This window comes from Kitasatospora sp. NPDC058048 (assembly GCF_042885555.1).
Taxonomy (GTDB): Bacteria; Actinomycetota; Actinomycetes; order Streptomycetales; family Streptomycetaceae; genus Kitasatospora; species Kitasatospora lactacystinica.
Genome location: NZ_JBHVRT010000032.1, coordinates 1 through 24,392 on the forward strand (window position 1 = coordinate 1; position 24,392 = coordinate 24,392).

The 24,392-nt window shown below is 70.5% G+C and carries 30 protein-coding genes; 7 read left to right on the top strand and 23 right to left on the bottom strand.

Annotation, left to right across the window (positions count from 1 at the left end; translation table 11 throughout):
- Nucleotides 1-531: 531 nt before the first annotated feature.
- Complete coding sequence (locus ACFVVA_RS28865) at nt 532-825, bottom strand: hypothetical protein (RefSeq protein ID WP_359903089.1); 294 nt, start codon at nt 823-825, stop codon at nt 532-534.
- Between the two features lie 74 nt (nt 826-899).
- Between ACFVVA_RS28865 and holA the strand changes: the two genes are divergently transcribed.
- Nucleotides 900-1,898, top strand: a complete 999-nt coding sequence (holA, locus tag ACFVVA_RS28870; protein ID WP_387693726.1) for a DNA polymerase III subunit delta — start codon at nt 900-902, stop codon at nt 1,896-1,898.
- A gap of 106 nt (nt 1,899-2,004) precedes the next feature.
- On the opposite strand, the gene ACFVVA_RS28875 is transcribed toward holA, so the two are convergent.
- Nucleotides 2,005-2,814, bottom strand: coding sequence for a hypothetical protein (locus ACFVVA_RS28875; protein WP_387693727.1), 810 nt, complete (start codon nt 2,812-2,814; stop codon nt 2,005-2,007).
- Nucleotides 2,815-3,211: 397 nt separating this feature from the next.
- Here ACFVVA_RS28875 and ACFVVA_RS28880 point away from each other — a divergent pair, with 397 nt between their 5' ends.
- Both ACFVVA_RS28880 and ACFVVA_RS28885 read left to right on the top strand, forming a co-directional pair.
- On the top strand, nt 3,212-3,595 hold the full coding sequence (locus ACFVVA_RS28880; RefSeq protein ID WP_387693728.1) for a DUF6907 domain-containing protein: 384 nt from the start codon (nt 3,212-3,214) through the stop codon (nt 3,593-3,595).
- A 77-nt stretch (nt 3,596-3,672) separates the two neighbouring features.
- Entirely contained in the window at nt 3,673-3,915 is a 243-nt protein-coding gene (locus ACFVVA_RS28885; RefSeq protein ID WP_387693812.1) for a helix-turn-helix domain-containing protein, read from the top strand.
- Between the two features lie 639 nt (nt 3,916-4,554).
- Here ACFVVA_RS28885 and ACFVVA_RS28890 read toward each other — a convergent pair.
- The 4 genes from ACFVVA_RS28890 to ACFVVA_RS28905 all read right to left on the bottom strand — a co-directional run bounded on the left by ACFVVA_RS28890 (nt 4,555) and on the right by ACFVVA_RS28905 (nt 6,585).
- Nucleotides 4,555-4,722: a hypothetical protein gene (locus tag ACFVVA_RS28890; protein ID WP_387693729.1), complete on the bottom strand. Its 168-nt coding sequence runs from the start codon at nt 4,720-4,722 to the stop codon at nt 4,555-4,557.
- 289 nt (nt 4,723-5,011) lie between these two features.
- The gene (locus tag ACFVVA_RS28895; RefSeq protein ID WP_387693730.1) at nt 5,012-5,869 is read right to left on the bottom strand and encodes a DUF5753 domain-containing protein; all 858 of its coding nucleotides are present in this window, start codon (nt 5,867-5,869) and stop codon (nt 5,012-5,014) included.
- Nucleotides 5,870-5,876: 7 nt separating this feature from the next.
- Nucleotides 5,877-6,380, bottom strand: a complete 504-nt coding sequence (locus ACFVVA_RS28900) for a DUF6879 family protein (RefSeq protein WP_387693731.1) — start codon at nt 6,378-6,380, stop codon at nt 5,877-5,879.
- A complete protein-coding gene (locus ACFVVA_RS28905; protein WP_387693732.1) occupies nt 6,367-6,585 on the bottom strand; it encodes a hypothetical protein in 219 nt (72 codons plus the stop codon). Before ACFVVA_RS28905 ends, ACFVVA_RS28900 begins: the two co-directional genes overlap by 14 nt.
- 496 nt (nt 6,586-7,081) lie before the next feature.
- On the opposite strand from ACFVVA_RS28905, the gene ACFVVA_RS28910 reads away from it, so the two are divergent.
- Nucleotides 7,082-7,426, top strand: coding sequence for a hypothetical protein (locus ACFVVA_RS28910; RefSeq protein WP_387693733.1), 345 nt, complete (start codon nt 7,082-7,084; stop codon nt 7,424-7,426).
- A 59-nt stretch (nt 7,427-7,485) separates the two neighbouring features.
- Here the strand turns inward: ACFVVA_RS28910 and ACFVVA_RS28915 are convergent, their stop codons facing one another.
- From ACFVVA_RS28915 to ACFVVA_RS28970, 12 genes are all read right to left on the bottom strand, one after another.
- Nucleotides 7,486-7,614, bottom strand: a complete 129-nt coding sequence (locus tag ACFVVA_RS28915; protein ID WP_387693734.1) for a hypothetical protein — start codon at nt 7,612-7,614, stop codon at nt 7,486-7,488.
- 10 nt (nt 7,615-7,624) lie between these two features.
- Nucleotides 7,625-8,356 carry a hypothetical protein gene (locus ACFVVA_RS28920; protein WP_387693735.1) on the bottom strand — a complete coding sequence of 244 codons (732 nt, stop codon included), beginning with the start codon at nt 8,354-8,356 and terminating at the stop codon, nt 7,625-7,627.
- A complete protein-coding gene (locus ACFVVA_RS28925; protein ID WP_387693736.1) occupies nt 8,349-8,909 on the bottom strand; it encodes a hypothetical protein in 561 nt (186 codons plus the stop codon). Before ACFVVA_RS28925 ends, ACFVVA_RS28920 begins: the two co-directional genes overlap by 8 nt.
- Nucleotides 8,906-9,103 carry a hypothetical protein gene (locus tag ACFVVA_RS28930; RefSeq protein WP_387693737.1) on the bottom strand — a complete coding sequence of 66 codons (198 nt, stop codon included), beginning with the start codon at nt 9,101-9,103 and terminating at the stop codon, nt 8,906-8,908. The genes ACFVVA_RS28925 and ACFVVA_RS28930 overlap by 4 nt, the downstream gene beginning before the upstream one ends.
- Nucleotides 9,075-9,428, bottom strand: a complete 354-nt coding sequence (locus tag ACFVVA_RS28935; RefSeq protein ID WP_387693738.1) for a helix-turn-helix domain-containing protein — start codon at nt 9,426-9,428, stop codon at nt 9,075-9,077. The genes ACFVVA_RS28930 and ACFVVA_RS28935 overlap by 29 nt, the downstream gene beginning before the upstream one ends.
- Before the next feature lie 44 nt (nt 9,429-9,472).
- Nucleotides 9,473-9,742, bottom strand: coding sequence for a hypothetical protein (locus ACFVVA_RS28940; protein ID WP_387693739.1), 270 nt, complete (start codon nt 9,740-9,742; stop codon nt 9,473-9,475).
- Nucleotides 9,739-10,209, bottom strand: a complete 471-nt coding sequence (locus ACFVVA_RS28945; protein WP_387693740.1) for a hypothetical protein — start codon at nt 10,207-10,209, stop codon at nt 9,739-9,741. The genes ACFVVA_RS28940 and ACFVVA_RS28945 overlap by 4 nt, the downstream gene beginning before the upstream one ends.
- A gap of 88 nt (nt 10,210-10,297) precedes the next feature.
- The gene (locus ACFVVA_RS28950) at nt 10,298-10,504 is read right to left on the bottom strand and encodes a hypothetical protein (RefSeq protein ID WP_387693741.1); all 207 of its coding nucleotides are present in this window, start codon (nt 10,502-10,504) and stop codon (nt 10,298-10,300) included.
- A 260-nt stretch (nt 10,505-10,764) separates the two neighbouring features.
- Complete coding sequence (locus ACFVVA_RS28955; protein ID WP_387693742.1) at nt 10,765-12,321, bottom strand: AAA family ATPase; 1,557 nt, start codon at nt 12,319-12,321, stop codon at nt 10,765-10,767.
- Nucleotides 12,318-12,506: a hypothetical protein gene (locus tag ACFVVA_RS28960; protein ID WP_387693743.1), complete on the bottom strand. Its 189-nt coding sequence runs from the start codon at nt 12,504-12,506 to the stop codon at nt 12,318-12,320. Before ACFVVA_RS28960 ends, ACFVVA_RS28955 begins: the two co-directional genes overlap by 4 nt.
- Nucleotides 12,503-13,267 carry a DUF6907 domain-containing protein gene (locus tag ACFVVA_RS28965; RefSeq protein ID WP_387693744.1) on the bottom strand — a complete coding sequence of 255 codons (765 nt, stop codon included), beginning with the start codon at nt 13,265-13,267 and terminating at the stop codon, nt 12,503-12,505. Before ACFVVA_RS28965 ends, ACFVVA_RS28960 begins: the two co-directional genes overlap by 4 nt.
- A gap of 126 nt (nt 13,268-13,393) precedes the next feature.
- Nucleotides 13,394-13,585, bottom strand: coding sequence for a helix-turn-helix transcriptional regulator (locus ACFVVA_RS28970; protein ID WP_387693745.1), 192 nt, complete (start codon nt 13,583-13,585; stop codon nt 13,394-13,396).
- A 123-nt stretch (nt 13,586-13,708) separates the two neighbouring features.
- Between ACFVVA_RS28970 and ACFVVA_RS28975 the strand changes: the two genes are divergently transcribed.
- Both ACFVVA_RS28975 and ACFVVA_RS28980 read left to right on the top strand, forming a co-directional pair.
- A complete protein-coding gene (locus ACFVVA_RS28975; protein ID WP_387693746.1) occupies nt 13,709-14,191 on the top strand; it encodes a helix-turn-helix domain-containing protein in 483 nt (160 codons plus the stop codon).
- Nucleotides 14,184-15,380 (top strand): tyrosine-type recombinase/integrase, encoded by a 1,197-nt coding sequence (locus tag ACFVVA_RS28980; RefSeq protein ID WP_387693747.1) that lies wholly within the window; start codon nt 14,184-14,186, stop codon nt 15,378-15,380. Before ACFVVA_RS28975 ends, ACFVVA_RS28980 begins: the two co-directional genes overlap by 8 nt.
- A gap of 223 nt (nt 15,381-15,603) precedes the next feature.
- Here ACFVVA_RS28980 and rpsT read toward each other — a convergent pair whose 3' ends face one another.
- The gene (gene rpsT, locus ACFVVA_RS28985) at nt 15,604-15,873 is read right to left on the bottom strand and encodes a 30S ribosomal protein S20 (protein ID WP_030309778.1); all 270 of its coding nucleotides are present in this window, start codon (nt 15,871-15,873) and stop codon (nt 15,604-15,606) included.
- A 420-nt stretch (nt 15,874-16,293) separates the two neighbouring features.
- Between rpsT and lepA the strand changes: the two genes are divergently transcribed.
- Nucleotides 16,294-18,162: a translation elongation factor 4 gene (gene lepA, locus ACFVVA_RS28990; RefSeq protein ID WP_359903081.1), complete on the top strand. Its 1,869-nt coding sequence runs from the start codon at nt 16,294-16,296 to the stop codon at nt 18,160-18,162.
- A 118-nt stretch (nt 18,163-18,280) separates the two neighbouring features.
- Here the strand turns inward: lepA and ACFVVA_RS28995 are convergent, their stop codons facing one another.
- From ACFVVA_RS28995 to ACFVVA_RS29010, 4 genes are all read right to left on the bottom strand, one after another.
- Nucleotides 18,281-19,360: an NAD(P)/FAD-dependent oxidoreductase gene (locus ACFVVA_RS28995; protein WP_387693748.1), complete on the bottom strand. Its 1,080-nt coding sequence runs from the start codon at nt 19,358-19,360 to the stop codon at nt 18,281-18,283.
- Nucleotides 19,361-19,448: 88 nt separating this feature from the next.
- Nucleotides 19,449-20,456: an RNA polymerase sigma factor SigJ gene (sigJ, locus tag ACFVVA_RS29000; protein ID WP_387693749.1), complete on the bottom strand. Its 1,008-nt coding sequence runs from the start codon at nt 20,454-20,456 to the stop codon at nt 19,449-19,451.
- Nucleotides 20,457-20,538: 82 nt separating this feature from the next.
- The gene (locus ACFVVA_RS29005; RefSeq protein ID WP_387693813.1) at nt 20,539-22,437 is read right to left on the bottom strand and encodes an ABC transporter ATP-binding protein; all 1,899 of its coding nucleotides are present in this window, start codon (nt 22,435-22,437) and stop codon (nt 20,539-20,541) included.
- Nucleotides 22,438-22,592: 155 nt separating this feature from the next.
- Nucleotides 22,593-24,326, bottom strand: a complete 1,734-nt coding sequence (locus ACFVVA_RS29010; RefSeq protein ID WP_387693750.1) for an ABC transporter ATP-binding protein — start codon at nt 24,324-24,326, stop codon at nt 22,593-22,595.
- Nucleotides 24,327-24,392: the final 66 nt, after the last annotated feature.

Genomic DNA, 24,392 nt, shown 5'->3' on the forward strand with positions numbered 1-24,392 from the left:
ACTCCGTGGGGGCTATGAATTTTCTGGGGGGGGGGGGGGTGGGGGCGCGCCCCCCCCCCCCAACAACCGTCCGGGCGCGCCCGGCCCCCCCCCCGCCCCGCGCCGGAGAAATGCCACAAGCTCAGGGGGAGGTGAGGGCAGCCCGCGGCAAGGTGCCACGGGAACGCGCAAAGGCCCGGAAATGCGGGTTGCGGCGCGCTCCGGGCAAGCCGGAGCGCGCCGCTGCCGGCCGAGGGCGACGCCTCCGTCGCCCGGTGCGCGTCCGTCGCGCTGAACGCCTCGCTGGCCGTGGTCTCGCTGCCCGAGGACGTCTTCGCCGAGCTGTTCCCCGACCCTGATCCGATCACCGCGACGGTGCTGCCGCCGGGTCGGGCCGGGCGGACGGGGGCGCCGACGACAGGGGCCGGCTCGCCGCAGTGGTCGAGCCGGCCCGGAAGATGTCGGGGTGCCGGGTGCCGGGTGCCGGGTGCCGGGTGCGGGGTGCGGGGTGCGGGGTGCGGGGTGCCGGGCGCGGGCCTCAGGCCTCAGGCCTCAGGCCTCCTCGCGCCAGCCCTCGTAGCCGGTCGCGAGGGTGTCGAGGGCGTGCAGCAGGGCGGGGGTCCAGCCGCTCTCCGGGGCCTCGGCGACGACCAGCCACTGGGCGTCCTCGGCGTCGTCCTCGCCCGCGAGCGCGTCGCGGACGACTTCGAGCTCGCCGAGGTCGGGCTGGGTGGCGCCGAGTTCCTCGGCCGCCTCCTGGGCGGTGTCGCGGTCGGGCAGGACGAGCAGCTGCCGGGCGTACGGGTCGTCGACGTCCGGGAGGTCGGTGGTCTGGTTCTCGCTCACCCGGCCATTGTCCAGGTCGGGCCGCCCGCTCCGTCGGGCGGGAGTGTCCGCGGCCCGTGGGATGCTGGTAGGCGATGGCCAGGAAGAGTGCACCCGACGACCTGCTCGCCCCGCTGACCCTCGCGGTCGGCCAGGAGGAGCTGCTGCTGGACCGCGCGGTCGCCCAGGTGGTGGCGGCGGCGAAGGCGGCGGACCCGGACACCGACGTGCGGGACCTGCCGCCCGGCGGCCTGCAGCCGGGCAGCCTGGCCGAGCTGACCACGCCGTCGCTGTTCGCCGAGCGCAAGGTGATCGTGGTCCGGGCCGCACAGGACCTCTCCGCCGATTCGGTGAAGGAGGTCAAGGCGTACATCGAGGCGCCGGCCGAGGAAGTGATCATGGTGCTGGTGCACGCCGGCGGCGCCAAGGGCAAGGGCCTGCTGGACGCCGGGCGCAAGGCCGGCGGGCGTGAGGTGGCCTGCGCCAAGCTGGCCAAGGCGAGCGAGCGGCTGGCCTTCGTCAAGGGCGAGTTCCGCACCCTGGGCCGCTCCGCGACCCCGGAGGCCTGCCAGGCTCTGCTGGACGCGCTCGGCAGCGACCTGCGCGAGCTGGCCGCCGCCTGCCACCAGCTGACCTCGGACGTCGAGGGCGCGATCGACGAGACGGTGGTGGCCCGCTACTACAGCGGACGGGCCGAGGCGACCGGCTTCGAGGTGGCGGACCTGGCGGTCACCGGCCGGGCCGCGGAGGCGCTGGAGCGGCTGCGCTGGGCGCTGGCCGTCGGCCAGCCGCCGACCGGCATCACCTACGCGCTGGCCTCCGGGGTGCGCAGCATCGGCCGGCTGGCGAGCGCCGGGCGGAACATGCGCCCGGGCGACCTGGCCCGCGAGCTGGGCATGCCGCCGTGGAAGGTCGACCGGGTCCGCCAGCAGATGCGTGGCTGGACGGGCGACGGGGTGGCCACCGCGCTGACCGCGATCGCCCAGGCCGACGCCGCCGTCAAGGGCGGATCGGACGACCCGGCCTACGCCCTGGAGCGCGCGGTGGTCGCCGTCGCCCGGGCATCCCGGGCCGGCTCCCGGCCCGCCTACTGACAGCCCGCCCACTGACGGCCCGTCCGCCGATGGCCCGTCCGCCGAGGGCCCGCCCACCGATGGTCCGGCCACTGGCGGCGCGGGGCGGCGGTGCGGGCGGTCCGGCCTACTTCTTCATGGCCCGGAGGGCGTCCTGCCCGTCGGATTGGAGGGCGCCGCGCAGCTCGTCCTTGGACGGCGGCTTGCCCTTGCCCTCGGTGTAGCTGGCCGAGTAGGTGACGTAGTACGTCATCCCGCCGTCGCGGATGTCCAGCTCGGCGTAGACGCTGTGGTACTGGTCCGAGCCGTCGTCCTTGTACAGGAAGTACGCCTCCTCGCCGAGCCCCGCGATGTCGGTGACCTGGTAGCCGCGCGCTCGGTAGAGCTCCTTGTTGGCCTCCAGCTCGGGCGCCGGGTTGACCGCCTTGTGCAGGTCGACGCGCATGTAGAGGTTGGCGTACTCGCTGTCGCTGGTGCCGCCGGTGCGCTTGAGCGACATCGAGCAGTTCATGCTGTCCAGCGCCGGGTGCCGGTCGGTGTGGTGGGTCGGCTTGGAGGTGTCCGAGACGGAGTACGTCTGGAGGATCTTCGTGGGCTTCCCGGTGGTGCAGAAGTCGTCGGAGAGCCGGTATCCGCGCAGGTCGCGCGGGGAGGACTGGCTGGTGACCAGGCCGGGGACGGTCATCACGGCGGCGGCCCAGCCGACCGAGACGATCACCGCGCCGACGAACGCCCAGACGGCGTTGCGCCGCAGGTTCCCGCTCCGTCCGGGGCCCGGGGCGGCGGGCAGGCCGGGCGCGGTGGGCAGCCCCGGCGGCGGTCCGAAGCCGCCCGCGGGCCCCGGGGCGCCCGGTACCGGCTGCGCGCCCCCGCCCGGTTGCTGCGGGAAGCCGTACCCCGGTCCGTTCGGTGCCGGTGGCGGCGGTGGCGTCGTCATGGAAGTTCCCCCTGGACCTGGCGTCGGGGTGCTCCCCGCACCCCGAACCGCACCTCGAACGGACCCGACCGACCATAGCGGCCGGACCGCGGAACGCGACAGGCGCCGCAGTGGTCTCCGGGAAGGAGGCCGACTGCGACGCCTGTCGCACTACTTGTTTGCACCGCACCCGCGTGGCGAACGCAGGCCGCGTGTGTTCGAGGCATTTTGCTGACCAGCGGAATCAGCCTCATAGGCCGGTTGACCTGGGGAAACGCAATACCGCGTTGTCCCGCGTTATCCCGGCTCATCTCGGCCTCATGTGTACTGGATGTGTACTGCGACCGAGGCGGCGCCGCCTGGTGTGCGACCACCGGGCGGCGCCTGAGCCGGACCCCTACAGGCAGGGAGTCCGACCTTGACGTATGACCCTACTCACTTCCGCACGGTCACCGTGCACACCTCCGACCGGGGGCCGGTAACGGTGCCCTGCCCGCCCTGGTGCCTCGGCACCCACCAGGACGGTCTCGACCTGGTCGACCTCGCCCACGAGGGCCCCGAGACCGCGCTCACCGCGGACGTGCCGCTCGGGCCCGTCCAATTGCTCGATGCCGCCCTGTGCCAGTACCCGTACAGCAGCGACCCCGACGACCGCGGGGTGAAGGCGGCGGTCCTGCTCGGCACCGGCTGGCACCGCCTCGATCCTGACGGGCTCCGGATGCTCGCCGCCCAGCTGGTCGTCCACGCCGGACGGCTCCGCGATCTCGCGGCAGAACTCCGGAGTGTCGAGGGTGCCTTGTGACTCGCGGCGGGGGTGGGGTCAGCGTGGCTGACCTCATCGGCGCCGCGCTGACCGGCCCCTTCACCTGGCGGACCGCGATGCCGCCGCAGGGCGGTCCGGAGCTGGCCGAGTCAGGGCCGAGTCAGGCTCAAGGGGCGGTCCGTCGGGGCACGCTGGGTGCGCTCCGCAGGGCGTGGGATCGGGGGCTGAGCACGCGGGCGGCGGCGGCCCGGTGCGGGGTGAGTCAGTCGACCGCTTCCCGGTACTACCGGCGTTTCAAGGCTGGCCGGTCGTCCTCGGCTCTGGTGAGCGGAACTCCATTCCGGTCACCTGCTGCTTAGACCGGTCCGACCTTCGTTGCCAGGAACGCAACGCAGGTCGGGCCGTTTAGGGCGGTATGACCTGCCTTTTTCCCGGGTCCGGGAAGATCTCTACCGTTGCTCAGACGGAAATGGTTGCCGAGACACAGAGGGACAGCCTGTCCCTCACAGAGGTCCCGGAAGGACCCGAGTCCGGTGGGACCCTCGGGGAGCCAACGACGGCCCCAGACCCTCTCGGCTATGCCGGCGAGAAGAGGGGGTGCAGCCCATGCACCCCCTTGCCGGTGGAAAGGCTGTCGCCAGCACCGACACCCCTTACGGCTGGTGATCTTCGCGGCGCCGCGAAGTGCGAACCGCCTGCCGGGCGGGAAGAGCGTCCACCGCTGTGGACGCCCTCGATTGTGTCGAGGCCACCGGCAGGAAGGCGGTCCACAGTGTGGAGACCCTTGGCGTCTGTACTCACGGGCAGGTCGGACAGCGTTCAGCCGTTGTAGGTGCGGGCCCTTGTGCCGGGCGGCGGGGGCCCGGGGCAGTCGTCGTGCTCGACCTGCTCGCGCCGCTCATCGATGGTCCTCACGACGCGCCCAACAACGTACCCGTAACAGGTCATGCAGTGGCCCCTCGTCATGCGGCCCCGGGACGGCGTGCCAGCGGTGCCGCTCACTGCTCTTTGTCCACGGTCGGCTCGACGTGATTGGCGGGCTGGGCGGCCTCGCGCAGGCGGTTCGAGCGGTTGAGCATCTCCCGCACACCGGCGACGGCGGTCTGCCACTCATCGCTCTTCGGGTTGAACCGGGGCCGGTCGTCGGAGTCGTCGTAGCCGTACATCAGGTCTCCTCGGAGAAGCAGTCGGGGTGCGCCACCACGGGCCAGCCGAGGGGCGCCCGTCCCGGACCGGTAGACGTGTAGACGTGGCCGGCCCTGGTGAGGGGTGCGCCTGCGGCTCCGGGTCCGTCGCAGCAGCGGCAAGTCACCCCATGCAGTTGGTCGGACGTGAGACCGGCCGCTGAGGGGTACCCGCCCGGCAGCTCTGCCAGCTGTTGGGGGTCAGCCATGACCAGCACGGTAGAGAGATGGCAGAACGGGCCTCAACGAGTGTGCGAGAACTTGCTCGCAGTCACCCGAGAGCAGCAATTGCTGCTGTGATCAGTGAACGCGTGTGCGCCCCATACACCGCGAGATCGGCGAGTTCGGCGAACACCCCGGCGTACATGCCGACCTCGTGTGGTTGCGTGATCGTCAGGTGCGCGGAGATCAGCTCGACGTTCACCACATCGTCGTCGAACAGGAAGAATCCTTCGACGGGCCAAAGGGGACTGCGGTCCGTGTTCTCCGGGATGATCCCGAGGCTGACCGACGGGAGCGAGGCCACTGCGAGCAGATGGCCGAGTTGGCCGGCCATCGTCTCTATGTCGCCGATCCGGTACCGCAGAGTGCTTTCCTCCAGGAGTACGGCGAAACGCCGGTCCCCGAGGCCGTGTAGTGCCCGTTCCTGTTTGTCGAGCCGGACTTGGACGGCGCCTTCAAGGTCGTCGATCAGGCCGCGGCGGTCGCGGATTGCGGTAAGCACCGCTCGGATGTAGCCGCCGGTCTGGACCGGCCCAGGGACCAGCGATGGTGAGTAGATCCGGAAGCGGCGGGTGCGTTCCCACAACGGCAGGACGGATTCCTGGGCGTGCCGCAGGCCGGAACGCTCCATGCGACGCCACTCGACGTAGGCCCCCTCGATGCCGCGCGCGACGGCAATGAGATCGGCGGCCTGGTCGGCGGCGTCACAGTGGAGCGTCCACGCCCGCACGTCTGCATCGGACGGTGGTTGACGCCCATGCTCGATCTTGCTGACCTTCGACTCGTGCCAGCCTGCCAGCGCGGCCAGTGCGCGCGCCGTCAGCCCGGCGTCCTTGCGGACATCGCGCAGGCGTCGGCCGAGCGCTTGGCGCGCTTCCTGTGTGCTGGAGTGGGGAGACGAAGTCATTGATCAGTCAGGTCGGCCGGTACTCCGCGTGGGGCACAGCCCGACTCCAAACGGCTTCGAAGGCGGCGAGGCACAGTTCGACGGCACTGGAGTCGGTGACGGCTTCCGAATCGGTCCAGTCGCCCTCCCCTGAAAAGTGGTTGACCAGCAGCCAGCGTCCGTCGAACAGCCAGAAGTCGTTTCCGGGCAGCGCCAGCGTCGTTGCCTGCCGCCTTGGGAGCCAGCGGACTTGTTCCCCAGCCGCAGCGTTGTGCTGCGCGGTGATGTCGTGCTCGAAGCGGACGTAGTCGCTCAGCGGTTCGGAAACCACCCGAGCCCGGCGTACTGCGACACCACGCGCGACGGCCTGCGCAACGAGCGCCCGCCAGCGGGCCTCGGCGTCGCCGTCGAGTTCGACACGGCCGGCCTGCCACGCAGTGAACACGGGGTCATCCCGCATGTAGCCATCGCGCATCTCCAGGTGCACGGCGGAGTGCTGGGCAGCCGCGAACAGCTGCTCAAACGTCGGCACTGCGAACCTCCGGGAAGAACTGGACCATGCGCTTGGGAATCTCGGTGACCGTTTCGTGTGCGGGAATGTCCATCTGATTCAGGCGGTCGGCGTCTTCCACCCGCAAGCCCTGCACGAGATAGGAGTCCGCCACGTCGTCGTAGTAGATCGTCGGACTGCCACCGTTGGGCGACTCCGGGTCCTTGCCGAGCTTGTGCAGTGCCATGGTGACCTCCTGCGGGATGCCGGACTAGCGATGTGCCCATGCTTTCTTGATGGGGAGTCCTGGCACAACAGACTTGCTCAAACTTGCTGGAGTCGGCCATGACCTCGCCGTGTTGGACCCATCTCAGGGTGGGCCCGGCGGATCTGTGTGGTTCTCAGCACCACGTAGGTGTGAAATCGGGCGTGATTTTATAACCGCCCTTCTCGCCCCTCACACCGGGCCTCGGCCGGTAGAACTGTCTGCTGGCCAGGCCTGGTTGTCGGGTGGGTGGCAACCGGTGACGATGGCACATCACGGCTCGGACACAGGCCACCGGCCCCGCGCCCACGAGCGATATGGTCCCGCTTTCACATGCTTCTCACCGGGGACTCACATGCGCATACGCCTTGCTCTCGCCTTCGCTGTCCTGCTCGGGACCGCAACAGCGTGCAGCACCGGTTCAAGCACGAGCGCTTCAACGGCCTCGCCATCCGTACAGCCGACCGTCACCAGGACCGTGGTCGCGACGGTCACGGCGCCCGCACTCCCCGCTCCGACGGTCACCGTGACTGTGACCGCTACGGTGGAGCCGACCAGTGCGCCTGCGGCGGGGGCCAACGGGACAATAGCCGGCAGCGGCACCTACCTGGTGGGCACTGATATCCAGCCCGGCACGTACAAGACGGCTGGCCCGAGCGGCAGTACCGGCATCTGCTACTGGGAGCGCAGCAACGGAAGCAGTGGGGACGTTGGTTCGATCATTGCCAACGAGGCGCTAACCGGACAGGGTGTTGTGACGATCAAGAAGTCCGATGCCGTCTTCAAGTCGCAGGGCTGCCAAATGTGGACGAAGGTCGGCTGACCTAACGGCGGAGCGCCCGGCCGCCGGTGTGACGGTCGGGCGCTCGGGCCGCGGGGGCATCAGCCGGGGGTCGGGGTGGTGCCGTCCGGCGGCTCGGTGGGATCCGGGTGCTGCTCGGACAGCGGCAGGGGGAGCACGATGTCTGCCGAGCCCGAGGGCACGGCTGGGGTGGGCGGGGGCGTGGTCATGGTCTTCTCCTCAGGATCCGATGCCGGACGCCGCGAGCACTTCGCAGCGGATGTTGCCGGTGCCGGCCGTCCGTCGGGCCTGTACCCGGACCTCGACCTGTGAGCGGATGGCACCCGGGACCGGGAACGGGCCGACGGTCGTGCCCTGGATAAGGAAGCCGACCGCGACCGGCGATCCGATGGCCGTCCCGTTCACGGTCACCTGCGCCTCGCCCGTCGTCGCGGGATCGTCGCTGGTGTGCCCGATACTGATGTACATGTAGGGCTGCTGCTTGACGAGCGTAGCCCGGTGCACGTCCTCGAACGCTCCGGCGACGCTTGCCGGCCAGTCGGTGTAGCGGGCTCTTGAGAAGCTGGCGGGCAGGTACGGGACCGCCAGTCCGCCCGAGATGACGTCCTCGGCGAACAGGGTTCCGCCGCGGGCGTCCCGGACCACCACACACTGCGGGTCGGCGGCGTTCGCGGTCTGGTTGGCGATCTCGATGGCGATCGTGCCGTTCTGCCGGTACGCAAGCAGGCCGCGCTGCGGGGTGCCGTCGGGGTTCAACGGGGAGATTCCGCCGACGTAGAACTGTGGGCCAGCGGGGCTGTTGACCTTGAACGTGCCGCCTTCGCCGACGACCACGGACCCCGAGAGCACCTGATCCATGGCGGGCCGTATCTGGGCGCGGCCGGCCAGCTGACGCACCTGGTCTTTGAGCGCGCGGAACTCGTCGAGGAAGTCGAGCGGCAGGTCAGGCACGGCTCTGGCCTCCCTGCTCGGCGTACATGTGCCGGTTGGCGGCCTTGTTCTGCGCCTGGTCGGCGATGCTCTTCCCGGCAAGCGGGTGGTAGACCGTGCCGTCGATGGTGATGGTGAGGTGCTCATAGCTCGCGCTGATCTTGCGGTCCGACTCATAGCACACCGGGGATGCGAGCTGGGGCAGGGCCGACTGAATGGCGGCGTTCCGGCGGTCGACCAGCGTCAGCAGCTCGAACAGGGCGTCCTCGGCGCGCTTGGCTGCGGCCTCGATCGCCTCGGGGGTGCAGTCGGCGATCGAGGCGAGGAAGGCGTCTCGGCGCCGCGAGGCCTCCGTGTTGGTCTCGACCTTGCGAGCGGCCTCGGCCTTGCGCTGGGCGGCCTCGCGGCGGAGCTGGGCGAACCGGCGCAGGCCGCGCGCTTCCTCGACCTGGGTGGGTGTCACGGTGTCGTCTCCGTCCCGCACCCGGTCTTCGAGGGCGGCGAGCAGCTGCTCAGCCTCGGTGACTTCCTGGTCGGCGGCGGCGGTGATCTGGTCGGGGGTCTGGTTGGTCACGGGTTCCTCCGTGCTTCTCGGCGGGACTGAATGAGGGCATCGACGGCGGCGGCGTCTTCCTCGCGCTTCTGGCGGGACTGCTCGCGGGCTTTCTCGCGCGCCTCGGCGTGCTGACGGGTGGCTTCGCTGCTGGCCTCGATCTCGCGTTGGAGAGCGGCGAGGCGGTCAGCCTGCATGGGGGGCGTGTTGGGCATGGGCTGCTCCATGGCGGTGGGCGTCGAGGGAAGCGGAGTCGATGAGCCAGGCAGGGCCGGCGCGGCGGCCAACGATCCGGCCGGCCCTGGCCAGGCGCCGCACGTATTCGGGGCTACAGGCCAGGAGTTCCGCGGCCTCCGGTGCGGTCAGTTCCACACTGGCAGGTTGGGCCTCGGGGGTTCCGGGGGCGGAACTTGGTTGGTGTTCGGCGGAGTTGTGGAGTGCGTGCAGCAGGCGGACAGTGCGCGGGCTGAGGTTGGTGCCGTCGGCACGGCAGCGGGCGGCGAGGCCGACCACCAGGGGCCGCAGCAACTCCCGTGCCACGTCCGGGGGGGATCAGCACCGTGCCGTCTGGCAGGAGCAGGTCGTCACTGGCCATCGGCGGGCCGTTCGGTCGTCCACTGGAGCAGGTCGGCGCGTAGGGCGTTGGCGATGTGGGCGCGGTTGCCGGGGTGCTGGTGGTCGGCGCCGGGTGGCATGAGGGCGGCGAGGGCGAGGCTGGCCAGGGCCGTGACGACGTCCCCGAGTTGGGTTGGGGTGAGGTCGTCGAGCAGGCTGTCGATGTCGTCGGTGCGGTCGTCGGCGACGGTGGCGAGCAGGGCCCACACGCGTCGCTCGACGCAAGTTCGGGCGGTCACTGGGGTGTCCCTTCGTCGGGCTGCTGCTGGGCGTCCTGCTGGTCGTTCCAGACCTGCGCGAGGCCGGCCATGAGGTTGCCGAGCATGGAGCGGGCTTCCTCGGTGTTCTGGTCGGTGCCGTCCACGCTGATGATGCGGACGTGGGCGTTGGTGAGGGCTGCGACGGCGCGGGCGAGGTCGAGGAACTCCCGTGCTTCGCTGGCACGGTGGAGTCGGTGGCGGGCTTCGGCGACGTCATCGAGCAGGCCGGAGGCGAGCAGGCCGCGGGCTTGCTTCATGTCGATGACGCGGGCTTCGACCGCGGCGGCGGTGGCGGTGCGGTCGAAGCTGACGCCGGCCGTCGAGCAGATCCGTGTGACGGAGGCGGGGGAGACGCCGGAGAGGCGTGCGACTTCGTTACGGGGGTGGCCGGCGCGCGCGAGGTCGAGGACGGTTTCGCGTTGCTGGTCGGGGATGGGGGCGGGCATGAGGGTTGATCTCCTCTCGCGCGTAAGGCTTGGACTGGTCCGGCGCGCGGCGGTGCGGGTTGTTGCTTGGGTGGCAACGGCTGGGTGGTCAGGCGGCGTCGGGGGGTTCCGGTTCGGTGCTGTCTGCCGGGGGCTCGGTGGGCTGCTGGGCAAGTCGGGTGAGCTTGAGGTGGTGGCGGGCTGCGAGGCCGGCCTGTCGGGCGGTGTTGTAGCGGGCTCGGCGGGCTGCTGCTGCGGCACGTCGCTGGGCGGCTTGGGCGATGAGGGCGGCGACGCGGTCTTCGGAGGTGGACATGCGGGGCTCCTGAAGGTGGGGCCCGGGGTTGTCGGGCCTGTACGTGTTACGTACGCCCGCATCTTCAACATCTTCTGTCTGACCTGCGGTTTTTGGGGCTCATCTTCTCCGCGCCTTCTCTCCCGCCTTCCCCACACCTTCTCGGAGAGAAGATGCGGGTTGAGAGAGAAGATGCGGAGAAGATGAGGGGGAAGATGAGGGGGTAAAAGAGCAGGTCAGAGAGAAGATGAGAAGGTGCGGGGTGCGTATAGGGAGAGGGGCTATCGTTCGGTGCTGGTTTCGGGGAGGCGCCAGACCCACGAGGCGTTGAGGAACTTGGGCTTGACGCTGCTGACCTTGAGGCGGGTTTTCGCCGAGCGGAGCGCCGTGGGGGTGATTCCGGCGGCGCGGGCTGCCTGCTCGATCTCTTTGGGCGGGGCTTCGCCGCCGCGCTGGGGGTCTTCGAGGTAGTCCCGCAGCCACGCGGCGGCCTCGGACAGCTCGACACGGTCAGTCCCGGCCGGTCTGTCGGCGGCACGGAGGGCGTCCCGCACGCTGGTGGTGGACTCGCCGCCGAGCACGAACCGTGAGACGTACGACGGGCCCTCGTCCGTGGCCACGGTGAACGGCTGGATGGCGTAGTTGTGCGACGGCAGGCCGAGGCGTCCGAGGTTGTTTTTCTCCAGCGACATGATGAACTCGGTGTCGCCCTGGTCGTCTTCCTGCTGGGCGAACGCGATCAGGGAGCGGATGAGCTGTCCGAACGCGCCGGATCCGGCGACGCGGGACAGGACGTCGGAGCCGCCGGCTTTGGTGAAGTGGGCGAGGCCGATGATGGTGAAGCCGTGGCGTTCGGCGGCGGCGACGAGTGGTTCGAGGGCTTCGCGGACCTCGGCGGCACGGTAGTCGTTGACGCTGCTGTCGATCATCGACAGCAGGGGGTCGGCAACGAGCAGGGCCACGCCGTGAGCCTCGGCGGCTTCGCCGAGACGCCCGGTGTCCACGGGCAGGGTCAGCCGTGCTGATGCCCGCCCGTCGTCCTGCACGTCGATGCGGAAGATGAGATCGAGGTCTGCCTCGGCGGCGATGAGCCGCGGCAGGATCGTGCGCGTCCAAGAGTCCTCCGTGGCTGCGTAGATGACTGCCCGGGGGCGGCCGTACAGCTGGCCGGGAAGAGTGCCGGTGGTCACCCTGGCGGCCATCCAGACGGCCCACTGGGACTTGCCGAGGCCGGGCCCGCCGGCGGCCAGCGCAAGGCTGTACAGGGGGATGCGGCCGTGGCTGGTCGGGGGCGCCCCCTCGGGGGTGGTGTCCCACAGCCAGTGGACAGGCCGGGCCCGTAGTGCCGAGGCCGGAGTGAGGACGATCCGGCGAGACTGCGGCGGCACCACGCCAGACGCTGCGGCCCGTTCCATGAGCCGGGCGGTTCGCTGGTTGGCGGCCTCGATCGCGGCGTGCACGTCTTCGTCGTTGTTGAGGCGTTCGAGAGCCCGCACCAACTCAACGCGGGCGTGCTCCCGGAGGGCCATTTCGCGGAGCTTCTCAGCTTGCCAGTCTGCAACGGGGAGGCCGTGCTCGCCGATCCTGGCGAACACGCCGGGCCCGCCGATGCGCGTCGTCTCGGTGGGACCGAGGGCGGCGGCAAGGGAGGCGTAGTCGACGGGCAGGCCTTCGGGGATGCGCTTCGCGAGGAGTTCCCACACGGCCCGCGCCGGGAAGTGCGCGAACGCGTCGGCGTTGACGATCTCGGCGAGCGGCTTGTACTGGTCGGGGGAGAGCATGGCGGTGCCGACGACGGCCAGTTCAAGGCCGGTCCGAGCGTCTACGGTGTCGCTCACTCCGCAGCCTCCTCGCCGAACGATCCTGCGGGGAAGCGAAGTTGCAGCTCCCACTCCTGCCAGCCTGCCCGCGCGAGCCGCGCCATCTCGGCGTCCTGCTCGGCGCGGTTCAGGCCGTAGGGCGGGACTCCGGGAGCCCCGGCCACCTCAGCGGCCGGGACGTCGGAGGTGGTGCGGATAGTCACCGGGTCGCCGCCTCGATGGTGTCGGCGTCGCGCTCGATCGAGGCAGCGAGGCGTCGGAGCTGCTCGGCGAACGCGCGGGCGTCGCGGGCGGTCAGCTCCACGCTGGTCTTGAACGTCTCGACCTCGATGTGCGGGGCCTGGCCCGGGTTGATCTCGAACCACGCGCCGATGACGTGGCGGCCGTCGGCGTCGTCCGCGTGGTGTTCGGTGCCGAAGTGGTTGCTGTTCGGGCCCTCGAAGTCCGGGTCGGGCATGTGGTCGTTGATGCAGCCCGGGATGGTGCACTCGGCCTTGCTGCCAGGCAGGTGGATCGGCAGGCCGGAGGTCACGGGCTCGTTGATCTGCCGCCAGGCGAGGGTGCGGATCACGTGGTCGCGCTCGGCCGGGTCCTGGCCTCGGGGGAGGAGAACGAACGGGCGGCCGTCGAGCGGCTGGACGAGCATGCCGGTGTAGGTGGTGCGGATGGAAGCCGGCAGTTCGGCGCGGCTGATCTCCTCCAGGTCGAGGCCGATGCGGTCGAGCAGGGCGTCGATGGGCAGGTACCGGACGGCGTTGGAGGTGAAGGGGCCGCCGTCGAGGGCGCGGATCGCCTCCAGGACGACACTGGCGGTCGAGCTCGGGTCAGCGGTGGCGTAGACCTCGCGCATGAGCGCCTCGGGGGTCGGCTTCGGCTCGTTGGTGGCGTCAACGAGCGCCATCATGTCGTCACCCTCGGGGTCGAGCTGTGTGGCGATCACGCTGCGGCGGGCGGTACGGTGCATGGGAAGCTCCTCAGCGGCGGCGCAACGGGTGTAGGGCACCCGCGCCGCCGTTTGGCTGTTCAGGGATGGATAGTTGGGCGCTTCGGGCCCTATCTGGCCGGCCAGCCAGATGGGGCCACACGCGTTTCAGGCGGCGGCGGTCCCGCCGGCGAGCCACTGCTCGACGTCCCGGCGGCGGTAGCGGATTCGACCACTCCGGCCGGGGGTGAGCTTGCGAAAGGCGGGCCCGCGACCCTGCCAGCGGTAGTTGGTCAGCGTCTGAACGCTGAGCTTCGTCAGCTCTGCGACCTCGCTCGGAGTCAGCCAGTCGTCAGACATGGCGATCCCCTTCGATTGCCTGACGCATCACTTTGATGTGTCGATGCATCAAAGAGTAGATCCAAGGAGGATCAGGAAGCAAGATGGATTGCGGTGGAATCATTTTGATGCGAGGCTGGTGCTGTGGCTGAAGACAAGAAGAACCCCCTCGGCCCAACGGGCGAGCAAGTGCGTCGCAACGTGACTCGCATTCGAGAGGCGCGAGGGCTGACCAAGAAGGAACTTTCGGACCGGACCTCCGAGCTGGGGAGACCGATTCCTCCGCTGGGTGTCTCCCGAGTTGAGGCAGGCACGCGCCGTGTCGATGCCGACGACCTGGTTGTGCTGGCGGTGGCGCTCCGCGTGAGCCCTTCCTCCCTCCTGCTCCCGTTGGATGACCGGGAGGATGCCGTCGTTGAGGTCACGGGTGCAGGGCAGGTACCGGCTTCGGCGGCATGGGACTGGCTTGACGGTCGGGGTCTGCTTAATCAGGAGCCCGGCACCGATCTCAGGCCGGTCCTGGACTATGAGCAGTTCGGTCGTCCGCCAGGTCGACGCCCCGTTTCGGAGGAGGTGGCGCAGCTGCTTCCGCAGGCGCTTTCGGTCTACGGGAGGGCTGATGGCTAGGGTCTGGATCGAGGACCGGTCGACGCAGAAGGACTACGTTGCCGCGATGGAGCGGTGGCGGGCGGCGAAGAAGGCCGGCAGCAAGCGGGCCGCGCCCGGACGGTGGCGGGTCCGGTGGTACGACCCGAACGGCGACCCGAAGGCGAAGACGTTCGGCACGCTCCCGGCCGCGGAGAAGCACCAGCAGGACACCCTGGGGCGGCTCGACAAGGGCACCTACCGCGACCCGAAGCAGGGCAAGACCCTGTTCTGCGATGTGACCACCGCGTGGTTCGGGGCGCTCCGCCGGCCCGGCGAGCGGACCAAGGATGACTACCGCGAGCTGCTCGACCTGTACGTCCTGCCGAAGTGGGGGACGTGGCCGGTCGCGTCGATCCAGTGGGAGAACGTCTCCGAGTGGCTGACCGAGCTGTGCAATGCGCCCGGCAAGCGCGGCAAGCCGCTGTCACCGGCCCGGATCGCGAAGATCCACCTGGTATTCGGCATGGTGCTCAAGTACGCCGTGAAGACGGGGAAGATCGCCGTCAGCCCGGCCGTCGACCACGAGCTGCCGCAGGACGAGGACGACGACGATCACGTCTACCTCACGCACGACCAGGTCGAGGCGCTGGCCGCCGCCGCGGGGAAGTACGCGCTGCTGCTACTGGTGCTGGCCTACTGCGGAATCCGATGGGGCGAGGTCTCGGCACTCAAGGCCGGCCGGGTGCAGGTGGCCACGCGCCGGCTGCGGATCGTGCAGGCCTACACGCGCAAGCGCGGCGGCGGGCTGCTGCTCAAGGACGTGAAGAACCACGAGAAGCGGTCCGTGCCCCTGCTCGGCTCGCTGGTCGCGGACCTTAGGGACGCGCTCAAGGGCAAGGGGCGCGACGCGCTTCTGTTCACGGGCCGGGACGGCGAGCCGATGGGCTACTGGGAGTTCCGGTCGACCATCTTCGACCCGGCGGTGAAGGCGGCCGGGCTCGGCGGCCTCGGCCTCACCCCGCACAAGCTCCGGCACACCGCGGCCTCGCTCGCCATCGCTGCTGGCGCGGACCCGAAGGTGGTACAGCAAATGCTCGGCCACAAGTCGGCAGCGATGACCCTCGACGTGTACGGGCATCTGTTCCCGGACCGCCTCGACGAGGTGGCGAACGCCCTCGACGCGGGCCGCGCGTCCGCACTGGCGGCCAGGACTGCGCTCGCCGCGTAGCAGGGCGGCTGGATTCATGTGTACAAAATGCGTACTGCCCGCCCGGTGTGTACCGGACGGGCAGTAGAAGAAGGCCTATGAGCTGGCACTTCTGGTCAAGCTATGTGCACCGCACCCGCGTGGCGAACGCAGGCCGCGTACGGTGCGAGTCTCGCGCGCCTCGGGGGTCCGGGTAGAGGGCCGGGTCGTCCCGAAGCGATGGGGGTCACCGCCCCCGGGGGCGTCAGGCCTGGACGGCCGTGTTGACGCGCTTGGTGATGGCCGACTTCTTGTTGGCGGCCTGGTTGGCGTGGATGACGCCCTTGCTCACGGCCTTGTCCAGCGCCTTGGAGGCGGCGCGGGCCAGCTCGGTGGCCTTCTCGGTCTCGCCGGCGGCAGCGGCCTCACGGGCCTTGCGCAGAGCGGTCTTCAGCGAGGACTTGACGGCCTTGTTGCGCAGGCGCGCCTTCTCGTTGGTCTTGTTGCGCTTGATCTGGGACTTGATGTTCGCCACGAAGGAGCCTCAGTCTGTCTAAAGATTGTGAACGGGTTTGCAACCGGCGGCCTTCGGTCAAGCTGAGAGGGCATGCCGAGGCCAGGTGCAGCAGCCCACGCTACCAGGGGCCCGCTGCCCGCCCCAAACCGGGCGCCCGCGAGGGCCGCACCCGGACGCCCGCGAGGACCACTCCCGGGCCCGCGCGAGGACCGCCCCCGGGCGCCCGCGAGCGCCGCCCCGGACGCCCGCGAGGAGCTTCCCCGGCGCCCACGGGGAGCGCCCCGGGTGCCCGGGAGACTCCCGGACGGTGCCCCGGGCCGCAGTCGTGGGAAGATGGGAGGAACTATTTCGATCGGACGAGACTGTCCGGTCCCCGGGAAACCGGTCAGCGATGATCCGGACACCCCCGGCCCCGGACCAACGGAGAATCGGACCAAGGTGCCCGCGACCCCCAGCAATGTGCCAGAGCCCAGCCGTACCGACCCGGCGCTGATCCGCAACTTCTGCATCATCGCCCACATCGACCACGGCAAGTCGACGCTCGCAGACCGGATGCTGCAGATCACCGGCGTCGTCGACCCCCGGCAGATGCGTGCCCAGTACCTCGACCGCATGGACATCGAGCGTGAGCGCGGCATCACCATCAAGTCGCAGGCGGTCCGCCTCCCGTGGGCGCCGAAGACCGGCCCGAACGCCGGGGCGACCCACATCCTCAACATGATCGACACCCCCGGCCACGTGGACTTCACGTACGAGGTGTCCCGTTCCCTCGCCGCGTGCGAGGGCACCATCCTGGTGGTCGACGCGGCCCAGGGCATCGAGGCGCAGACCCTCGCCAACCTGTACCTGGCGCTGGAGAACGACCTCACGATCGTCCCGGTCCTCAACAAGATCGACCTCCCGGCCGCCCAGCCGGAGAAGTACGCCGCCGAGATCGCCCACATCATCGGCTGCGACCCGTCCGACGTGCTCCAGGTCAGCGCCAAGACCGGCCTGGGCGTCGAGGACCTGCTGGACCACATCGTCAACACCGTCCCGGCCCCGGTCGGCGTCAAGGACGCCCCGGCCCGCGCGATGATCTTCGACTCGGTGTACGACTCCTACCGCGGCGTGGTCACCTACGTCCGTGTCGTGGACGGCCAGCTCACCAAGCGCGAGCGCATCGCGATGATGTCCACCGGCGCCACCCACGAGCTGCTGGAGATCGGCGTCATCTCGCCCGAGCCGAAGGTCGCGGACGGCCTCGGCGTCGGCGAGGTGGGCTACATCATCACCGGTGTGAAGGACGTCCGGCAGTCCAAGGTCGGTGACACGATCACCTCGATGCACAAGGGCGCCACCGAGCCGCTCGGCGGCTACAAGGACCCGCGCCCGATGGTGTTCTCCGGCCTGTACCCGCTGGACGGATCGGACTACCCGCTGCTGCGCGACGCCCTGGACAAGCTGCGCCTCAACGACGCCGCGCTGGTGTACGAGCCGGAGACCTCGGTCGCGCTCGGCTTCGGCTACCGCTGCGGCTTCCTCGGCCTGCTGCACCTGGAGATCATCCGGGAGCGCCTGGAGCGCGAGTTCAACCTCGACCTGATCTCCACCGCCCCGAACGTGGTCTACCGGGTGGTGATGGAGGACGGCACCGAGCACACCGTCACCAACCCCAGCGAGTTCCCGACCGGCAAGATCTCCGAGGTGTTCGAGCCGGTCGTGCGCGGCACCATCCTGGCGCCCAACGAGTTCGTCGGCGCGATCATGGAGCTCTGCCAGTCCCGCCGCGGCAACCTCCAGGGCATGGACTACCTCTCCGAGGACCGGGTCGAGCTGCGCTACACCCTGCCGCTCGCGGAGATCGTCTTCGACTTCTTCGACCAGCTGAAGTCCAAGACCCGCGGCTACGCCTCGCTGGACTACGAGCCCATCGGCGAGCAGGCCGCCCAGCTGGTGAAGGTCGACATCCTGCTGCACGGCGACCCGGTGGACGCGTTCTCCGCGATCGTGCACAAGGACAAGGCCTACAGCTACGGCGTGATGATGGCCGGCAAGCTGCAGAAGCTCATCCCCCGCCAGCAGTTCGAGGTGCCGATCCAGGCGGCCATCGGCTCCCGGGTGATCGCCCGTGAGACGGTCCGCGCGATCCGCAAGGACGTCCTCGCCAAGTGCTACGGCGGTGACATCTCCCGTAAGCGGAAGCTGCTGGAGAAGCAGAAGGAAGGCAAGAAGCGGATGAAGATGGTCGGCAGCGTGGAGGTCCCGCAGGAGGCCTTCATCGCCGCGCTGTCCACCGACGCCGAGACGCCGAAGGACAAGAAGTAGCGGCACGGCGGCGACGCACGCCGGAAGGGCCCGGGCACCCGCCCGGGCCCTTCCGGCGTTTCTGGAGCCGCCTGGAGCCGCCTGGAGCGCTCCGCCCCCGGCCGGCGTTCCGGCGGGCCTACTTCAGGCTGTTGAGGACCACGGCGACGATCGCCGCCTTCGCCAGCCGACCCGCGGTGCCGGTGAACACGGTGGGCCGCATCGAGTCGTCCGGGCGGACCACCTGGAGCAGCCCGTCCCGCCGGCCGAGGCTCACGCACTGCACCTGGTACCGGAACGAGAACGGCCCCTCGGTGCGCCCGTCCAGCAGCTTGCCGAGGTACTGGCCCTGCGGCAGGGCGGTGGCGCAGCCCATCCGCAGGGTGCCGATGCCGGGGACGGTGACCGCGGCGGCGTCGCCGATCACATGGACGTCCGGGTGGGAGACCGACCGCAGGTGGTCGTCCACCACGGCCCGGCCGCGCTCGTCCACGGCCAGTCCGGCCTCGGCGGCCAGCGGGTGCGGCTCCAGCGAGGCGGCCCAGACGACGAGGTCGGCTTCGATCGGGCCGGCGGTGGTGCGCAGCTCGTCCGGGGTGACCTCGGTGACGGTGGTGTGCTCGTGGACGGTCGCGCCGAGCCGGGCGAGGACGCGCCGGACGTGGGCCCGGCCCTTGGCCGAGTAGACGCCGCCGACCAGGCCGGACGCGACGATCCGCACCTGCCAGGAGGGGTGGGCCTCGGCGAGTTCGGTGGCCAGCTCGATGCCGGTGGCGCCGCCGCCGACCACGGCCAGGGTGCCGGGCCGGTCGGCCGTGTCGATCCGGCGGCGCAGCTCGGCGGCGCGCTCCGCCGGGTAGGCGAGCTGTTCGGCGCCGGGGACGGCGTGCCAGGCGGTGCGGCTGCCGAGGGCGTGGACCAGGGTGTCGTACCCGAGGGTGGTGCCGTCGTCGAGCCGGACCTCGCGCGCGGCCGGGTCGAGTCCGACGGCCCGGGCCCGGCGGTGGGTGATCCGGCCGCCGCGGGTGAGTTCGCCGACGGTGGGCCAGTCGCGGCCGCGGCCGGCCGCGGTCTCGTGCTGGCGGATGCGGTGCAGGATCCGCTCCTCGGGGGCGACCAGGGTGACGTCGTGGTGCCGGCCGGCGCCCTTGGCCGCGGTGAGCCCGGCGTACCCGGCGCCCAGTACGACGATCCGTTGTCCGGTGGTGGTGCTGCTCATTTCGTCCGCCTCCTCGCGAGGGCGCTCCGGTGGAGCGCTGTTCGGGAAGGGGACGACGCAGCCGGCCGGGGTGTGACGGTGACCCGTGTCACAGCTCCACGGCGGGGACCCGGGCGAGCTTCTCGGGGTTGACCACGACGTGGGCCTCGGCGATCCGCCCGTCGGTCACGGTGAAGGCGAGCACGCCGCCGACCGTGCCGGTGGCCCGCTCGTACCAGACCAGTCCGGGTTCGCCGTTGACCAGCGCGGTGGTGGTGGCGGTGTCGGGGGTGAACCACTTGGCGACCAGGCCGGCCACCATCCGGGCCACCCGGTCGGCGCCGTGGATCGGGCGGACTCCGGCGCGGACGATGCCGCCGCCGTCGGAGTGCCAGACCACGTCGGGGTCGAGGACCTCCATCAGGGCGAGGATGTCGCCGCGGGTGCTGGCGGCGGCGAAGGCCTCGACGGCCTGGCGGTGTTCGGCCCGGTCGGTTCCGCCGGTGCGCCGGGCGGCGTCCTGCGCGCGGCCGCCGTCGCGGACCCGGCGGCGGGCCCGGGAGGCGAGCTGGCGGGCGGCGTCGGGGGTGCGTTCCAGGGAGGCGGCGATCTCCTCGAAGCCGACGGCGAAGACGTCGTGCAGTACGAAGGCGGCCCGTTCGGCGGGGGTGAGCTGTTCCAGTACGGCCAGCAGGGCGAGCGAGACGGACTCGCCGCGTTCGGCCAGTTCGGCGGGGGAGTCGGGGCCGGTGGCGTAGGTGACGGCGGGCTCGGGCAGCCACTCGCCGTAGTAGGCCTCGCGGCGGGCCCGGGCGGAGCCCAGCTGGTCGTAGCAGAGCCGGGTGACGACGGTGGTGAGGAAGGCGCGCGGGTCGGCGACGGCGGAGCGGTCGGCGGCCCGCCAGCGCAGCCAGGCGTCCTGGAGGACGTCCTCGGCGTCGGTGAACGAGCCGAGCAGCCGGTAGGCGACCGAGCCCAGGTAGCGGCGGTTCGCCTCGAAGGCGTCCGGCGTCCGCGGAGTACCAGAGGCAGCGGGGGTACCGGGAGTACCGGAGGCGGCGGGGGTGCCGGGGGCGGCAGGAGTGTCCGGGCGGTCCGGGGCCTGGTCGTCGATCACGGGCCCAACGTAGCGCGCGGTGTCCGCGAAGCGAAGGGCCGGGGCGGGAAGTCCCCGCCCCGGCCCTCCGGTCGGCCGGGCGTCAGTCCATCTCGACCGCGGCCTCGGCGAACTGTGCCTGGTAGAGCCGGGCGTAGGCGCCGTCGGCGGCGATCAACTCGTCGTGCGAGCCCTGCTCGACGATCGAGCCGTTCTCCATCACCAGGATCACGTCGGCGTCCCGGATGGTGGAGAGCCGGTGGGCGATCACGAAGCTGGTGCGGCCGGTGCGCAGCCGGGCCATGGCCCGCTGGATCAGCACCTCGGTGCGGGTGTCGACGGAGCTGGTCGCCTCGTCCAGGACCAGGATGGACGGCTGGGCGAGGAACGCCCGGGCGATGGTGATCAGCTGCTTCTCGCCGGTGCTGACGTTGGTGCCCTCGTCGTCGATGACGGTGTCGTAGCCGTCCGGCAGGGTGCGCACGAAGCGGTCGACGTGGGCGGCCCTGGCGGCCTCGACGACCTGCTCGCGGGTGGCCGACTCGGCGCCGTAGGCGATGTTGTCGGCGATGGTGCCGCCGAACAGCCAGGTGTCCTGGAGCACCATGCCGATGCCGGAGCGCAGTTCCTCGCGGGACATCGCGGCGATGTCCACGCCGTCGAGGGTGATCCGTCCGGAGCTGACCTCGTAGAACCGCATCAGCAGGTTGACCAGGGTGGTCTTGCCGGCGCCGGTGGGGCCGACGATGGCGACGGTCTGCCCGGGTTCGACCTTGAGCGAGAGGTCCTCGATGAGCGGCTTCTCGGGGTCGTAGCGGAAGGCCACGTCCTGGAAGGCGACCCGGCCGTGCAGTACGTCGGGCCGTTCGGGCATGGCCGGTTCGGGGCTCTGCTCGGGGGCGTCCAGCAGCTCGAAGACGCGCTCGGCGGAGGCGACGCCGGACTGCACCAGGTTGGCCATGCTGGCGACCTGGGTGAGCGGCTGGCTGAACTGCCGCGAGTACTGGATGAACGCCTGGACGTCGCCGATGGACAGCGAGCCGCTGGCCACCCGCAGGCCGCCGACGACGGCGACCAGCACGTACTGGAGGTTGCCGATCAGCATCATCGCGGGCTGGATGGTGCCGGAGATGAACTGGGCCTTGTAGCTGGCCTGGTAGAGCGCGTCGTTGTGCTCGCGGAAGGTCTCCGCGGACTCCTGCTGGCGCCCGAACACCTTGACCAGGGTGTGGCCGGTGTACATCTCCTCGATGTGGGCGTTGAGCTGGCCGGTGGACTTCCACTGCTGGACGAACTGCGGCTGGGCCCGCTTGCCGACCTTGGTGGCGACGATCACCGAGGCGGGCACCGAGACCAGTGCGATCACGGCGAGCAGCGGGGAGATCCAGAACATCATCGCGAGCACGCCGACCACGGTGAGCAGCGAGTTGACGACCTGTCCGATGGTCTGCTGCATGGACTGGCCGATGTTGTCGATGTCGTTGGTGACCCGGCTGAGCACCTCGCCGCGCGGCTGCTTGTCGAAGTAGCTGAGCGGCAGCCGGGAGAGCTTGGCCTCGACGTCCTGGCGCAGCCGGTAGCCGGCGGCCTGGATGGCCCGGGTGGCCAGTCGGCCCTGGAAGATCCCGAAGACGGCGGAGGCGACGTAGATGCCGAGCACCCAGAGCAGGACGGTGCCGATGGCGCCGAAGTCCATGCCCTGGCCGGGGGTGAAGTCGACGGAGGAGAGCAGGTCGGCGACGCCGCCCTCGCCGTGGGCGCGCAGCCCGTCGACGACCTGTTCCTTGGAGGTGCCGGCCTGGAAGCGGGCGCCGACGACGCCGGCGAAGATCAGGTCGGTGGCGTCGCCGAGGATCTTGGGGCCGATGACGGCGCAGCCGATGCCGATGACGCCGAGGATCAGGACGCCGATCAGGGTGTTGCGTTCGGGGCGCAGCAGGCCGAGGACGCGCTTGCCGGAGCCCTTGAAGTCCATGGACTTCTCGGTGCCCTGGCCGCCCATGAAGCGGCCGGGGCCGGCGGGGCCGCGGCGGGCGGCGGCGGCCTGGGAGTCGCTGGGCAGTCCGGTGTCCTTCGGCGGGGCGTCCTTCTTCAGGGTGTCCGTGGGGGCGCCGCCGGGGGCCTGCCCCTTGTCCAGGTCGGGCTTTCCGGGCGTGGTCACGCCGCCTCCTGCTCGGTGAGCTGGGAGAGCACGATCTCCCGGTACGTCGGGTTGTCGGCCATCAGCTCGTGGTGGGTTCCGGTGCCGACGACGGCGCCCTCGTCGAGGACGACGATCCGGTCGGCGTCGCGGATGGTGGACACGCGCTGGGCGACGATCAGGACGGTGGCGTCGGAGGTTTCGCGGGCGAGGGCCTTGCGGAGCTTGGCGTCGGTGGCGTAGTCGAGCGCGGAGAAGGAGTCGTCGAAGAGGTAGACGGATGGCCGGCGGACCAGGGTCCGGGCGATGGCCAGGCGTTGGCGCTGACCGCCGGAGACGTTGCCGCCGCCCTGGGCGATGGGGGCGTCGAGGCCTTCGGGGAGCTTCTCGACGAACTCCTTGGCCTGGGCGATCTCCAGGGCGTGCCAGAGCTCCTCGTCGGTGGCGTCGGGCCGGCCGTAGCGGAGGTTGCTGGCGACGGTGCCGGAGAAGAGGTAGGGCTTCTGCGGGACGATGCCGACGTTCTCGGCGAGTGCGGCGGGGGCGAGTTCGCGGACATCGACGCCGTCGAGCAGGACCTGGCCGGAGGTGGCGTCGAAGAGCCGGGGGACGAGGCCGAGCAGGGTGGACTTGCCGCTGCCGGTGGAGCCGATGATCGCGGTGGTCTCGCCGGGGCGGGCGGTGAGGTCGATGGCGCGCAGCACCGAGGCCTCGGCGCCGGGGTAGCGGAAGTCGACGTCGCGCAGTTCCAGGTTGCCGCGGCGCAGCACCTTCCGGACGGGGTCGGTGGGCGGGACGACGCTGCTGCGGGTGCCGAGGACCTCCTCGATGCGTTCGGCGCAGACCTCGGCGCGCGGCACCATCATGAACATGAAGGTGGCCATCATGACGCTCATCAGGATCTGCATCAGGTAGGAGAGGAACGCGGTGAGCGCGCCGATCTCCATGGCGCCGCTGTCGATGCGGTGGGCGCCGAACCAGAGCACGGCGACGCTGGAGACGTTCACCACCAGCATGACGGCGGGGAACATGATGGACATCAGCCGGCCGACCTGGCGGGCGACCTGGGTGAGGTCCTCGTTGGCGTCGGCGAAGCGGGCCTGCTCCTGGTCGTCCTTGACGAAGGCGCGGATGACCCGGATGCCGGTGATCTGCTCGCGCAGGACCCGGTTCACGGTGTCGATCCGCTCCTGCATGCTGCGGAACCGGGGGCGCAGCGCGCGGACCAGCAGGACCACGACGACGCCGAGCGCGGGGATGACGGCGAGCAGCAGGCCGGACAGCGGGACGTCCTGGTTGAGCGCCATGATGATGCCGCCGACGCACATGATCGGCGCGGCGACCATGAGCGTGAAGCTCATCAGGGCGAGCATCTGGACCTGCTGGACGTCGTTGGTGGTCCGGGTGATCAGGGAGGGGGCGCCGAACTGGCCGACCTCGCGGGCGGAGAAGCTCTGCACCCGGTCGAAGACGGCGGCGCGGACGTCCCGGCCGAAGGCCATGGCGGTGCGCGCGCCGATGAAGACGGCGCCGACCGAGCACAGGGCCTGGAGGACGGTGACGGCGATCATCACCCCGCCGACGCGCAGGATGTAGCCGGTGTCGCCCTTGACCACGCCGTCGTCGATGATGTCGGCGTTGAGCGTCGGCAGGTAGAGCGCCGCGAGGGTGGACACCAGCTGGAGCAGTACCAGCAGGGTGATCGGTCGGGAGTACGGGCGCAGGTACGCCCTCAGCAGTCTGATCAGCACTAGCACACTCTTGTCGTCGCCGGTCGGGTTCGCACCCCAATTCTCCGTGTTCTGTAGCGTCGTACA

What these genes read in the sequence shown, in the direction of transcription:
- holA (WP_387693726.1), top strand. Translation starts at nt 900, where the DNA reads ATGGCCAGGAAGAGTGCACCCGACGACCTGCTCGCCCCGCTGACCCTC.
- ACFVVA_RS28875 (WP_387693727.1), bottom strand. Translation starts at nt 2,814, where the DNA reads ATGACGACGCCACCGCCGCCACCGGCACCGAACGGACCGGGGTACGGC.
- ACFVVA_RS28885 (WP_387693812.1), top strand. Translation starts at nt 3,673, where the DNA reads ATGCCGCCGCAGGGCGGTCCGGAGCTGGCCGAGTCAGGGCCGAGTCAG.
- ACFVVA_RS28890 (WP_387693729.1), bottom strand. Translation starts at nt 4,722, where the DNA reads ATGTACGGCTACGACGACTCCGACGACCGGCCCCGGTTCAACCCGAAG.
- ACFVVA_RS28895 (WP_387693730.1), bottom strand. Translation starts at nt 5,869, where the DNA reads ATGACTTCGTCTCCCCACTCCAGCACACAGGAAGCGCGCCAAGCGCTC.
- ACFVVA_RS28905 (WP_387693732.1), bottom strand. Translation starts at nt 6,585, where the DNA reads ATGGCACTGCACAAGCTCGGCAAGGACCCGGAGTCGCCCAACGGTGGC.
- ACFVVA_RS28915 (WP_387693734.1), bottom strand. Translation starts at nt 7,614, where the DNA reads ATGACCACGCCCCCGCCCACCCCAGCCGTGCCCTCGGGCTCGGCAGAC.
- ACFVVA_RS28930 (WP_387693737.1), bottom strand. Translation starts at nt 9,103, where the DNA reads ATGCCCAACACGCCCCCCATGCAGGCTGACCGCCTCGCCGCTCTCCAA.
- ACFVVA_RS28945 (WP_387693740.1), bottom strand. Translation starts at nt 10,209, where the DNA reads ATGCCCGCCCCCATCCCCGACCAGCAACGCGAAACCGTCCTCGACCTC.
- ACFVVA_RS28950 (WP_387693741.1), bottom strand. Translation starts at nt 10,504, where the DNA reads ATGTCCACCTCCGAAGACCGCGTCGCCGCCCTCATCGCCCAAGCCGCC.
- ACFVVA_RS28965 (WP_387693744.1), bottom strand. Translation starts at nt 13,267, where the DNA reads ATGCACCGTACCGCCCGCCGCAGCGTGATCGCCACACAGCTCGACCCC.
- ACFVVA_RS28970 (WP_387693745.1), bottom strand. Translation starts at nt 13,585, where the DNA reads ATGTCTGACGACTGGCTGACTCCGAGCGAGGTCGCAGAGCTGACGAAG.
- ACFVVA_RS28980 (WP_387693747.1), top strand. Translation starts at nt 14,184, where the DNA reads ATGGCTAGGGTCTGGATCGAGGACCGGTCGACGCAGAAGGACTACGTT.
- ACFVVA_RS28995 (WP_387693748.1), bottom strand. Translation starts at nt 19,360, where the DNA reads ATGAGCAGCACCACCACCGGACAACGGATCGTCGTACTGGGCGCCGGG.
- ACFVVA_RS29005 (WP_387693813.1), bottom strand. Translation starts at nt 22,437, where the DNA reads ATGGGCGGCCAGGGCACCGAGAAGTCCATGGACTTCAAGGGCTCCGGC.